At 71.4% G+C, this 12,235-nt stretch carries 9 protein-coding genes; 4 read left to right on the forward strand and 5 right to left on the reverse strand.

The genetic code is table 11. The annotated features are described in order from the left end of the window. Positions 1–4: 4 nt before the first annotated feature. The 4 genes from ABEB12_RS39515 to ABEB12_RS39530 all read left to right on the forward strand — a co-directional run bounded on the left by ABEB12_RS39515 (position 5) and on the right by ABEB12_RS39530 (position 4,066). A complete protein-coding gene (locus ABEB12_RS39515) occupies positions 5–244 on the forward strand; it encodes a DUF3311 domain-containing protein (protein WP_185063173.1) in 240 nt (79 codons plus the stop codon). After that, on the forward strand, positions 244–2,406 hold the full coding sequence (locus ABEB12_RS39520; RefSeq protein WP_185063172.1) for a carbon starvation CstA family protein: 2,163 nt from the start codon (positions 244–246) through the stop codon (positions 2,404–2,406). The genes ABEB12_RS39515 and ABEB12_RS39520 overlap by 1 nt, the downstream gene beginning before the upstream one ends. 422 nt (positions 2,407–2,828) lie before the next feature. Beyond that, positions 2,829–3,347 carry a nuclear transport factor 2 family protein gene (locus ABEB12_RS39525; protein WP_185063171.1) on the forward strand — a complete coding sequence of 173 codons (519 nt, stop codon included), beginning with the start codon at positions 2,829–2,831 and terminating at the stop codon, positions 3,345–3,347. 11 nt (positions 3,348–3,358) lie between these two features. Then, positions 3,359–4,066, forward strand: coding sequence for a hypothetical protein (locus ABEB12_RS39530; RefSeq protein ID WP_185063170.1), 708 nt, complete (start codon positions 3,359–3,361; stop codon positions 4,064–4,066). A gap of 281 nt (positions 4,067–4,347) precedes the next feature. Here the strand turns inward: ABEB12_RS39530 and ABEB12_RS39535 are convergent, their stop codons facing one another. The 5 genes from ABEB12_RS39535 to ABEB12_RS39555 form a co-directional block, all read right to left on the reverse strand. Next, complete coding sequence (locus ABEB12_RS39535) at positions 4,348–5,517, reverse strand: helix-turn-helix transcriptional regulator (RefSeq protein ID WP_345703540.1); 1,170 nt, start codon at positions 5,515–5,517, stop codon at positions 4,348–4,350. A 158-nt stretch (positions 5,518–5,675) separates the two neighbouring features. Then, the gene (locus ABEB12_RS39540) at positions 5,676–6,176 is read right to left on the reverse strand and encodes a trypsin-like peptidase domain-containing protein (RefSeq protein ID WP_345703541.1); all 501 of its coding nucleotides are present in this window, start codon (positions 6,174–6,176) and stop codon (positions 5,676–5,678) included. Next, the gene (locus tag ABEB12_RS39545; protein WP_185063169.1) at positions 6,173–6,820 is read right to left on the reverse strand and encodes a trypsin-like peptidase domain-containing protein; all 648 of its coding nucleotides are present in this window, start codon (positions 6,818–6,820) and stop codon (positions 6,173–6,175) included. The genes ABEB12_RS39540 and ABEB12_RS39545 overlap by 4 nt, the downstream gene beginning before the upstream one ends. Continuing rightward, a complete protein-coding gene (locus ABEB12_RS39550; RefSeq protein ID WP_185063168.1) occupies positions 6,820–7,476 on the reverse strand; it encodes a hypothetical protein in 657 nt (218 codons plus the stop codon). The genes ABEB12_RS39545 and ABEB12_RS39550 overlap by 1 nt, the downstream gene beginning before the upstream one ends. Before the next feature lie 73 nt (positions 7,477–7,549). Next, the coding region (locus tag ABEB12_RS39555) for a phosphotransferase (RefSeq protein ID WP_345703542.1) at positions 7,550–12,235 on the reverse strand (4,686 nt) is incomplete at its 5' end.

Here is a 12,235-nt window from a genome sequence, read left to right on the forward strand (position 1 = left end):
GACGATGGTGGCCCATCAGACGTGGCAGGGCCGATCGCGGCCCCTGCCGAAGGTGGTGGCGGCGGCCTGTCTGCTGGCGCCGTTCGTGGCGCTGTTGTGGGTGCCGTTCTATGCCAGCAAGTCGCCCGGATTGTTCGGCGCCCCCTATTTCTACTGGTACCAGTTCATGTGGGCCTTCCTCACGCCGGCGCTGATGGCCGTCGCGTGCCTGGCCCTGCACCGCTGGAACCGGGGTGGTGAGTGATGACCGCCCCGACGACCCCGACCCATCGAAGCAGCAAGGTCAGCACCAAGTCGGTGCTGGTGTGGGCCGCCGTCGCGGTAGTCGGTGCGATCGCGTGGGGGGCAATCGCGCTGGCCCGCGGCGAGCGGATCTCCGCCATCTGGTTGGTGGCCGCCGCCCTCGGCTCCTATGCCATCGGTTACCGGTTCTACGCGAGGTTCATCTCGCGCCGGGTGTTGCAGGTCGACGACCGCCGGGCCACCCCGGCCGAGCGGCTGAACAACGGGGTGGACTTCCACCCGACCGATAGGCGGGTTCTGTTCGGCCACCACTTCGCCGCGATCGCCGGTGCCGGTCCCCTGGTCGGCCCGGTGCTCGCGGCCCAGATGGGCTACCTGCCCGGCACGATCTGGATCATCGTCGGCGTCATCTTCGCCGGCGCGGTGCAGGACATGGTGGTGCTGTTCTTCTCCATGCGCCGCAACGGCCGCTCGCTGGGGCAGATGGCCCGGGACGAGATCGGCCCGATCGGCGGCGCCGCCGGCCTGATCGCGGTATTCGCCATCATGATCATTCTGCTGGCGGTGCTGGCGCTGGTCGTGGTGAACGCGCTGGCCGAGTCGCCGTGGGGGACTTTCTCCATTGCGATGACCATCCCGATCGCGCTGTTCATGGGCTTCTACCTGCGGGTGATGCGGCCGGGGCGGGTGCTCGAGGTTTCCGCGATCGGCGTGGCGCTGCTGCTGCTGGCGATCGTGTCCGGCAGTTGGGTGGCGCAGTCCGGGCTGGCCGCCACGTTCACCCTGAAGCCGACCACGCTGGTGTGGTGGCTGGTGGTCTACGGCTTCGCCGCGTCGGTGCTGCCGGTGTGGATGCTGCTGGCCCCGCGTGACTACCTGACCACGTTCATGAAGATCGGCACGATCGCGCTGCTCGCGGTGAGCGTGCTGCTCGCCGCGCCGGTGCTGCAGGCCGACGCGTTCAGCAAGTTCGCCGCTTCCGGTGCCGGTCCGGTATTCGCGGGCGGGTTGTTCCCGTTCGTGTTCATCACGATCGCGTGTGGGGCGCTGTCCGGGTTCCACGCGCTGATCTCCTCCGGCACCACTCCGAAGATGATCCAGAAGGAATCCCAGATCCGGATGATCGGCTACGGCGCCATGCTGATGGAGTCGTTCGTGGCGATCATGGCGCTGATCGCGGCGTGCATCATCGACCCCGGTCTGTACTACGCGATCAACGCGCCGGCGGGTCTGCTGGGGAACACGGTGCAGACGGCTTCGGCGGCGGTGAACAACCTGGGCTTCGCGATCACCCCGGAGACGCTCACCTCGGCGGCCGCGGCGGTGCAGGAACACACCCTGGTGGCCCGCACCGGTGGCGCGCCGACCTTCGCGCTGGGCATGTCGGAGATCTTCTCCGCCGTGTTCGGCGGCGCCGGGCTGAAGGCGTTCTGGTACCACTTCGCGATCATGTTCGAGGCCCTATTCATCCTCACCACGGTGGACGCGGGCACCCGGGTCGGCCGGTTCATGCTGCAGGACACGCTCGGCAACGTCTACAAGCCGCTGCGCGATGTGTCATGGAAGCCGGGGCTGTACCTGACCAGCGCCGCTGTGGTCGGCGCGTGGGGCTACTTCCTCTACGTCGGGGTTACCGACCCGCTGGGCGGCATCAACCAGCTGTTCCCGCTGTTCGGCATCGCCAACCAGCTGTTGGCCGCCGTTGCGCTGACGGTGTGCACCACGCTGCTGATCAAGAGCGGCAAGGCCAAGTGGGCCTGGGTGACCGGGATCCCGCTGGCCTGGGACGCGGCAGTGACGCTGACCGCCAGCTGGCAGAAGATCTTCTCCAGCGACCCCAAGCTGGGTTTCTTCGCCCAGGCGCACAAGTTCTCCGACGCGCTGGCACAGGGCAAGGTGCTCGGCCCGGCGAAGAACCTGGACCAGATGCACACGGTGATCACCAATTCCTACGTGGACGGCGTGCTGTCCATCCTGTTCGCGGCGCTGATCATCATCGTCATCCTGGACGCCACCAGGGTGTGTGCAAAGGCGCTGCTCAGTTCCGATCCGATTCCCAGCTCGGAGGCACCGTTCGAGCACTCCAAGATCGAGCTGAACGATTCGGGCAAGCGGGGACACGACGAGCTGGTGCACACCGGCCGAGGAGGTGCGCCGGAATGAGCCGGCTGCATCACCTACCGGCGTCGGTCACACACCTGCTGCCGAACCGCGCGGCGTTGGCCCTCGAGCGGCCCCGTTGCGCACTGGCCGGATGCAGCCGGCCGCTGCCCCGCCCGACCGGCGGGGAGCAGCAGGTGCGCTACTGCGGCGTCGAGCACCGTGTGGCAGCACGGGAGCAACGACGGCGCACGCAATGTCACCTCCGGGCTCTGCCGCCCGGCTGAGGTGACCGAACCACCCTGCTGAGGTGACCGAATCACCTTGAGGGGGCGGCCCCTGGCTCCGACGAGATCGTCGAGCCAGGGGCCGTTATTCGTTTTCCGGCTCATCGCTGGCCAGGCCGGCGTGTTCGGTACTCGCGCGAGGGGTGGCTGTGCACCAGCGTGTGGGCACGTCACTACGCGAGCGTGTGAGGCGAACGAATGAATCGGGCAGATGCCGCAGAGCAGATGTGGGTACTGGCGCAGGTGAACGACTGCCTGGACCGCTACAGCAGCGGGATCGATGCACGTGACGTAGGCCGGCTGCGCGAGTGCTATCACCAGGACGCCGTCGAGCTCGACGGCATTTACGGTGTTGACCTGCGAGGATTCATCGAACTCGTGCACCGGTTCCGCAAGCCCGGTTGTGTTCACGAGACCGTGCAACACGCGGTTGTCAGATGCGTGCCCAATCAATTGCTCGACGCCGCCCAGGTCGAGTCGTATCTGTACAACGTCATCCCGCCGAAAGGCCCGGTCGGCCCCATGCCGGAGACCCTGGTCGGAGCCAGGTTCGTGGACCGGTTCGAGTGCCGGTCCGGTCGGTGGGCGATCGCGAACCGGCAGCTCGTCTTCGTCTACGCGCGTACGCAGGCTCCGGCGGCCGACGCCTGGCATCAGCTGGAAGCCGATCGGACGTCGATCGAAGCCAACGGTTCCGTCAACCCGGTCACCGACTGAAGGGAAAGGCAGTGAACAGTCGTACGCAGCGGCTCTGCGCGTGGTCCACCCCGGTCTTCCTCCTGCTGTTCCTGATCGGGATCCTCATCCTGGCCCGCTTCGTGCCGCCGCCGTCGCCGAACCTCAGCGCGGACGAGCTGGCACAGATCTTCAACGAGAACCGGAACGGCATCCGGCTGGGCTGCCTGGTGGCGATGCTTGGCACCGGGCTGCTGGGTCCGTTCATCGCGGTGATCTCGGTGCAGTTGAAGCGCGTGGAGGGCGAACATTCGCCGCTGGCATATGCGCAGCTGGTGCTCGGCGCTTACCTGATCATCGTGATCATCGGCCCGCTCACCAACCTGGAAGCCGCGGCCTTCCGGGCCGAGCGTGCGCCCGAGCTGATCCAGTTGGTGTCCGACCAGGCGTGGCTGTTGTTCGTCGGCGGGTTCTACCCGCTCGTCGCGCAGCTGACGGTGATCGGCGTCGCCATCCTGCGGGACAACTCGCCGGAGCCGGTGTTTCCCCGGTCGCTCGCGTACATCAACTTCTGGTGCGCCATCGGCTCGGCCCCGGCCGCCGGCATCAACTTCCTAAAGGGCGGCCCGTTGGCCTGGGACGGCATCATGTCCTGGTGGATCCCGGTGACCGCGTTCACCGTCTGGGTGTCGGCGATGTTCGTGTACCTGCTCAAGGCCATCACCCACCAGGAGCGGGCGGGCAGCATCGTCACCGCCTAGCTTTGGTCTCCCGCGGCTACTCGTCGCGGATACCCGCCGGGGTCACAGCGCCCGCAGCAGGGATGACGTTGTTTCTGGCGGTGCCCAGGCGCCACGGCCGGCGATCAACGGCAGAAGAACGGTCACGCGATCGTCGAGATTGACGCGGGCCAGCACCGTGTCGGCGGTTTGGCCTGGTCACGCACAGGTTCCATACGCCGCGCACATGGCGCAACCTGTGCTCGGCGTGCCCAAACTGTGCGTGAGGCGATCTCCGCGCGAACTCGAGCGCGGGGCGCGGGTTAGCTGTGCAAGGTGTGGCGGGGGGTGACGTCGTAGGCCCGGCGGTACCGCGCGGCGAACCGGCTGTGGCTGAGGAAGCCCCAACGCGCGGCGATCATGGTTACCGTGACGCCGTCGCGAGGGTCGGCGGCGAGCAGGTCGCGGTGCGCGCGTTCCAGGCGGACCCGGCGCAGGTAGGCCATCGGCGTGGTGTCCAGGTGGCGACGGAAAGCGAACTGCACCGCACGGATGCTCACGTTCACGGCGGCGCTGATGTCGGCCACGCTCAGATCCCGGTGCGCGTGCTCCTCGATGTAGGCAACCGCGGCTCGCGCGGTGGCGCTGGTGGCGTCGCGCCGGTCCTGCGCGGTGGGGCCGACCAGCGCCGTGTTGGGGAACGTGGTCAACACTGTCGCGGCCAGTAATCGAGCGACCGCACCCATCACGAGTGGTTGCGCCTCGCCGTCGGCGAGCTCCGCGCGCAGGTAGGCGACGGCGCGGTTCCACCGCTGTGCGGCGACGGGCGAAATCGGCCGGTAGCCGGTCAGCCGCACCGGGCCGGGCGCGCGGGCTGGTGAGGTGGCCGCGACCTGGGCCAGCACCGCCACGTCGATGGTCACCGCCGCCGCCCGCAGCTCTCGCGCCTTCATCACGGTGGGTGAGTCGGAGTGGGCGAAGATGTCGCCGGGCACGAGCCGTTCACAGCGGCCGGCGCATTCGCGTTCCATCCGGCCGGCGGTGATCTGCCCGATGATCAACGGTTTGGCCGGTGTCTGCCGGATGGACAGGTTCGCCGGCAGCTGGATGTCGTCCACCGCGAACGAGGTCCCGTCCGAGCGGGCGTGCTTGAACAAGCGGCCGTCCCGGGCGCCGCCGAACCGCAGGCTCGTTCCATAGACATTGCCGAGGTAGTCGATCGCCAGCTGTGGGTCGGTGGTACTGAACTCGTGCCGCATGGCCCAGGATAGCGCCTCGAGCCGCCGCCGTTCGCGCTCCTCCTGCTGGTGGCGCAGGACGTAATCGAGCAGGTCGCCGGCCACCCGGTCGTAGTCCCGGCGCAGCAGCAGGTTCCGCCGGGCGTACCGCAGGTGCCAGAAGAGCCGGCCGCGAAACGGCGGCCTCAGGTGCAGGCTGGCCGCCGACTCCTTCGCCTGCAAGGCGCCGATGGCGGCGAACAACCGGTCCGCCACGCCACGCCACCGCTCGTGATCTTCCTCGGAGGCCTTGGCCACCGGCCAGGAGGACGCCCCGCCGCGCCCGGCACCGACAGGCAGCGCACGTCGGAGTGTTTGCCGATCTCGGTACCCACGACGTTCACCGCCCCTCCATCCTGGCCGAACCCGGCCGGTCACAGGGCGACCGCGAGGAGCTGGTCGAGGAACCCGGTCAGCCGGGGAGGGCCGGCACACCGGGTACCCGAAGTGGTGATGCCGACCAGGCAGCCGGCGACGTCCAGCGCGGGCGTGCCGGGGGAAAACGACCCGCGGAGGCTGAAGTGGCCAAGGGCGGCGCTGGCGACCGTACCTTGGCCGACAGCCCAGTAGCCGCCGGGGTAGCCGGGCAGCAGCAGGTGCTCACCGACCCAGGCCGGCTCCTCACGAGGGCGCAGCGCCGGACCGGCCAGGCCGGGCACCACCAGCAACGCGAGTTCGCTCGCGGCCTCCGTCTCCACGGCCAGCACCGGGAGGCCGGGGCCGATCCCCAGGGTCAGCTCGGCGGGTTCCGGCGCCACCACGTCGAGCGCGGTGAGCGCCAGGCCATGGCCCACCACCACGGCGGTGCCGAGCACGCCGAACGAGGTACGCACCGGCGGCACGCACCGGCGCAGCCGGGACGAGGTGGGCTTCACTGCCCGACCCAGCGCGCCGGCTCCGCCGGCGGAATGTTGCGCAGGAACGTGGTCACCAGGCGCTGGCCGACGCAGACGGTGCCGGCTTCGTGGTCCAGGGTGACCACGCCGACCAGCCGGGCCTCGCGATCCAGCACCGGCGCGCCACTGGCGCCGGGGCCGAGCAGCAGCCGTGCGGCGAAGTCCGCGCCGTCCAGCTCGGTCACCGGGCCTTGGGTGACGCTCCACCGGCCGCACGGGTAGCCGGGCACGATCACCGGCTCGCCCGCCTTCAACCGGGTCGTCCGGAGCCGAGGCGCGGGGCCACGCAGACCTGGCACCACCAGCAGCGCCAGGTCCACCGTGTCCAGGTCGGTGGCCGGGTCCGCGCCGACCAGGCGCTGTGCGCGCAGCCGGGACCGGGTGGCCAGGCCGTACGCCTCGCGGTAGTCGAGCAGCGGCAACGTGGCCACCGAACGCACGCCCCGCGACCCCACCCGCAGCCCGTCCAGCGGTTCCTGCCCGACCACGTGCAACGCGGTCAGCGCCAGACCCGGCGCCACCACCGAGGCGGTGCCGATCGTGCCGAAAGCGCTGTCCACCGGCAGCACCGCGCGCCGCAGCACCCGCCGCCAGGTCACCTCACGCGCCAGTGCCCACGGCATCACGCACACCCCCGACCCGGCACCGGATAGACGTGCACCAGCCGGTACCCGCCCCAGCAGCGGTTGGTGACCAGTTCCAGCCGGTTGGTGCCGCCATCGGGCAGGCCGGGGCCGGTTGCGATGAGCTCAGTGAAGTCCGCCCGGTATACGGCCAGCGGCCCGGCCTGCCGTTGTCGCGCGCCGTGCCGCCAGGTCTCGGCGGTCAGCTCGAACAGGTGCCGGGTCGGGTCGGGCACCGGCGGCAGCCAGTGACGGGCCAGTGAGGTCAGCCGGGCGACGGTGTACGCCAGCGCGCCGGCACCGACGGTGCCGATGCGTTCGTAGGGCATGCCCGGGTCCAGGTAGCACCCACTGAGCAGCAATGCGGGACGCAACCCGCGCCCGGGCAGCCGCAGCAGCAGCCGGCCGGCGCGCCGCCGCACCTCGAACCCGGCGGCCACCGGGCCGGCGGGCAGGCAGTACACCACCGGTTCGGGTTCGGCGCAGATGCCCAGTCGAGGGTCGGCGGCAACGGCGGTGCGGACCTGCTCCCCGGTGACCCGGAGCAGGTGGGCGAGCCGGGCCAGCCGGGCGAAGTCCACGCCCTGCTCGGCCAGCATGCGGTGGATGCGGATGGGCAGCTCGGACGACGTGGGATGGATGGTCGGGAGTAGCAATGGTCTGGTCCTTCCTCGGTGCGGGTTGCGGGGCTGGGCAGCGGGCACCGAGGCGGTGGGGCGCGGGCGGCGGTCATGACGCACCGCCCAGCGCGGCGGCGCACTCGCGCAGCGCGTCGCGGACCTCGTCCCGGATGGGTGCGCGGCCGTCCGGCCAGTGCGGGTGGGCGCGGGTGATCTCTTCGTAGACCGCGTCCACCACGGCCTCGGCGGTATGCGGCGTGCCGCCGAACTGGGCGGCACGGAAGTCCTCGACGTGCCGGGGCAGGTTGAGCAGCGCGAGCTGGAGGTGCTCGACCTCTTCGTAGAACGGCAGGTCGGCCTGCCAGCCAGCAATGTGCTCGGCCGGCATCTTCGAAGCCCAGCGGTGCAGGAAGTCGGCGCGCCGGCTAGCCGTGAGCGGGGTGCGGTTCAGGTAGCGGGCGAGGTCGAGCAGGACGTCGCCCCACAGGACAAGCTCCCAGTCCAGGACCCACACCCGCCCGGCGGCGTCGATGATCAGGTTGCCCGGGTTCAGGTCCCCGTGCAGCAGCGCCAGCAGCCGCGCGCGCAGCGCCGGCGCGGCCGCCGTCACCCGCGCGAGCGGGTCCTCCGGGACGCCCAGCCGCCGGTAGAGCCGTCGATAGGCCGGGTTCCGCCGGTGCCGGTCCAGCACCGACCGGAGGTGCGCGAGCCAGGCTTCGGCGAACCCGACGGTGTCCCACGCGCCGAACCGCCAGCGCGCTGGCGGTGCGTTCAGTGCCTCGGTGGGGAAGCCGGTGAGCACCACCATGGTCCGCACCACGGCGTCCCGCACGGTCGCCCCGGTGCGCTCGTCCAGGGGATCGAGGTCCGCGACCAGTTCGCCGTCGACGCCCTCCAGCACCAGGAACTCGGGCGGGCCGCGACCCAGCCGGGACGGCGCCGCGTGCAGCAGCCGCAGCGCCCACGGCACCCGGTCGGCAACCGCGGCGAGCACGTCGGCCTCCGGCCAGAAGATCGGCTCGATGTCCGGTGCACCCGGGAGGGCGGTGCGCACCGTCACCGACCTGCCGGCCAGGTGCATCCGCACGTTGGCGTGCCTCAGCCCGGTGACCGCGCCCTCCCGCCGCTCCACCGCCGTCCGGTGCACCGCCGCCCAGGCACTCGGGTTCGTCTCGAGGAACGTCCAGATCAGGTCGGTGAACCGGGCCAGCTCCGGCGCCTCGTCGAGCGCCGAGACGGTCCACAGCTCGTCCTCGGCGGGCGTGGTCAGCACCGCCCGGCCCAGCGCGCTCAGCACGTAGCGGGGTATCACCCGGCCGGTCGCGGCGAACCTCGTCGCGCTGGTCTGCACCAGTCCGAGGCGCATCAACCGCCGCAGCCGGCCGACCAGCTCAAGCCGCTCCAGCCCGGTGCGCACGTACAGCTCGGCCAGGAACCTGGGCTCTTTCAGCGCGCTCATCAAGGCGCGCGGTGTGACCGGTGCGGTACCGGACTTCACCGGAGCGGGTGGCGCGACGATCACCGGTTCCGCCGAGGATGCCGCGCGCAGGGTGCTGATCTTGACGGAGGCTCGATCGGCGGCGGGGGCGGTGAGCGGGCCGAACGCGGCGTTGAGCAGGTTGCTCAGTGCGGTCAGCGCGCGCCAGGCTTCCACCCCCTGCGCCCGGACGGTCGCGGACTTGAACAGCCAGCGGGCGGTGTCCCCGGCGAGCCGGTAGGTCGTGGGGGAGCCGGCGCGCACGATCAGCCCGGCGGTGTCCAGCCAGGCCAGCCAGCCGTCCAGGGTTGCCTGGTCGGTGCCGACCAGCCCGACCAGCTCGCCTCGGGTGCGGCCGGGGTGCTTGGCCAGCGTGACCAGCAGGTCGCCCAGGGAGTCCCGGCCGGGCGGGGCGGCACCGCCGGGCCGCACCTCGCCGAGTACCGCGAGCACCCGCCGGACCGGTTTCGCCAGGTCCAGCGCGCCGTGCTCGTCGAGCGCCGCCCACAGCCGGTTCGCCGCAGGCAGCCGCTCGGCGGAGGTGACGCCGCCCTTGTGCCGGGCGCGCAGCAGCGGCCGCACCTCGCGCCGGAACGCCAGCCGGTCGCCCCGCGCTTCCAGGTAGCCCGCGTGTTCCAGCAGGCCCAGCCACATGTACAGGGCGTCGGCGTCGACCCGGCGGCCACCCCGCCGCGCCATGGTGAGCAGGTCCCCCGCCGAGCTGGGTCGCAACACCAGGTCGGTGAACAGGTCGGCCAGCAGGTAGGCGTCTGGCTCGGTGTCGGTGCCGCCATCCTCCGACCGGGCCGGCTCGGCCGCCGCTGCGGATTCCGGCTCCGCCGACGGTGCTGTGAAGGCGTATCCCCAGGCTTCGCGCAGCTCGACGAGGCTGAGCTGGAGATGGCTCCGGCCCCGGCGCACCTCGGCCATCGCGTGGAACACCCGGCGCAGCAGCTCGCGGTGTTCCCACCGCTCGAACAGGTGCAGCACCCGCAGCTCGTCGAACAGTCGCTGACCCTGCTCGGCCAGCGTGAAGGTGTAGGCGTTCCGGCCGGACCGCCGGTCCCGGGTGACCAGGTCCTGGTCGCGCAGTTCGGCCATCCATACCGCCAGCCAGTCGTACTTGACCGGTATCCGGGTGGTGAGCTCGCGCAGGGTCTGACCCGGGTGATCCGCGACCACGAGCAGCAGCTCCGCGGTGGCGAACTCGGCCGGCTTGCGGTCCAGCCCGAACAGCGGGCTGTCATACGTCCGGCGCAGCGTCTCCAGCAGCGCCCGGGCGCCGGGCCAGCCGGTCTCACCCTCGGCGAGTCCCCGCCGCAGCGTCGCGAGCAGCGCCCGGTACACGATCGAGTGCGGAATTCCGGCCATCGGGTTCAGGTGCTCGATCAGCAGGTGACTGTGCGTCGGCAGCCAGTAGCCGACGGTCTCGGCGCCCCGGCCCTGCCACAGCAGCTCGATGAGCAGGCCCTCCCGGTTCAGCCGGTCCAGCCAGGTGCTGACCGCCCCCGGATCGATCCCGGCGATCTCGGACAGCTCGGCGGCGGTGGCACCGGGGTGGCCGCGCACGGCCCGGGCCAACATCAGCGGCGGGGACAGCAGGGCCAGGATCGCGGCGGCGTCCGCGTCGTGGGTCAGCCCGTGTTCGTTGCGGCGGTGCTCGTTGCCCCGCCGGTGGAAGAAGTCCTCGTGCGCCAGCAACCGTTCCAGCAACCCGGTGGCCCACAGCCGCTCCAGCTGCGGAGTGAAGATCACCACCAGGTCGTGTTCCGCCCAGAAGAACCCGACCAACCGCTCCGGCAGGTCCGCCAGGCCCGCCCGTTCGAGGGTGGCCACCACCGGACCGACCAGCGGAAGCTCCACGAAGCCCCGGTGCACCAGGCCGTGCGCCAGCAACTCGGACAGGATCTCCTCGAACGCGGCCAGCTCGCCGGGCCGCTCGCCCCGGATCACCGCGCCGGAATGCGGCGCGCCGCCGGGCGGCCGGGCGCCCGCCAGGACATCTCGCCCGAGGTCGGTCAGCGAGTAGCGGGCGCGGACCTCGTTCCCGGACCGCCCGGCGACCAGCTCGTGCTCCACCAAACCCGCCCGGCGCAGCGCGGGCAGCTCACCGGCCAGGCCCAGGTTGGTCAGCTCGGCGATGAACTTCGGCTCGAGCAGCGCTCGCAGCAGGGCCAGCCCGCGCCGGGTCACCACATGCCCGGGTGATACCGGCTTGGCCTGGCGCGCGAGTTCGGCCCGATGCGCCAGTTCGGCCCGGCGTGCCAGTTCGGGCAAGGGCACCAGTTCGGCCGGTCCGCGCGGCGTGACGGGCAGCAGCCCGGCGTCGCGCAGCCGGTTCGCCTCGTCGATCAGCGGGGCGGCGGACTTGCCCGAGTCCAGCGGCCCGTACTCCTCGACGACCGCCCACAGCCGCTCGCTGGCGGAGGGCCGCAGACGGCTCCAGCCCGGCGAAACCCGCGCCCGCAGCAGCGCGAACGCCTCCGGCGTCGGGATGACCTCATCCGTCTCCAGCCGCACGAAACCGAGCCAGGCCAGCAGCTCCAGCCACTCGGCCACCGGGTCGGCACCTGGCAAGCGGACGGCGAACTCGTCCAGGGAGCGTGGCCGCAGGACGATCGCGGTCATCAACTCGGCCAGCGTGCGCGGCACGCCCGCACGATCGGAGAACAGCCGGGCCAGGCTGTCGTGCAGCGCCCGGGCCGCCCGTTGCGCGCCGAGCGCGCGTGCCCGGCCCAGCGCCTCGGCGACCCCCCGCAACCTGGCCTGGTAGTCGCGGTCGGGTACCACGTGCAGCCGCCGCAGCTCCCCGAGCAGCCGGCCCCCTTGCCTGGACAACGCGATGCGCTGCTCCACGCCGCCCCGGCGCTCGGTCCGGGTCACCAGCCCGTGGGCCTGTAGCCAGGTCAGCCGGCTGGACAGTGCGGTGTAGCCGATCGGGAGCAGGGCGGTGAGCTGCCGGTTCGTCCGCCCGAGGTGGCGGCCGATGACCAGCAGCAGCTCCCACACGGCGAATCGAGCAGGCGCGGTGTCCGTGTCGAACAGCGGGCTGTCGGGCGTCCCGCGCATCGTTTCCAGCAGCTGCCGTGCGTCGGGCCAGCCGTCCTTGCCGGCGGCTAGTGCGGCCAGCAGTGCGGTCAGCAGTGTCTGGTAGCCGGTCGGGTGCGGGATGCCGGTCGCCGGGTTCAGGTGTTCGACCAGCATGTCGGCGTGCGCCGGCAGCCAGTGGCCGACGGTCCCGGTGCGCGCTTCGTGGAAGTGGTCTTCGATCAGCAGGCCTTCGGCGTGCAGCCGGGCCAGCCAGTCGGTGGTGTCCGG

The organism is Actinospineispora eucalypti (assembly GCF_039543365.1).
In the GTDB taxonomy this organism is placed as follows: Bacteria; Actinomycetota; Actinomycetes; order Mycobacteriales; family Pseudonocardiaceae; genus Pseudonocardia; species Pseudonocardia eucalypti.

What these genes read in the sequence shown, in the direction of transcription:
- ABEB12_RS39545 (WP_185063169.1), bottom strand. Translation starts at nt 6,820, where the DNA reads ATGCCGTGGGCACTGGCGCGTGAGGTGACCTGGCGGCGGGTGCTGCGG.
- ABEB12_RS39520 (WP_185063172.1), top strand. Translation starts at nt 244, where the DNA reads ATGACCGCCCCGACGACCCCGACCCATCGAAGCAGCAAGGTCAGCACC.
- ABEB12_RS39525 (WP_185063171.1), top strand. Translation starts at nt 2,829, where the DNA reads ATGAATCGGGCAGATGCCGCAGAGCAGATGTGGGTACTGGCGCAGGTG.
- ABEB12_RS39515 (WP_185063173.1), top strand. Translation starts at nt 5, where the DNA reads ATGGTGGCCCATCAGACGTGGCAGGGCCGATCGCGGCCCCTGCCGAAG.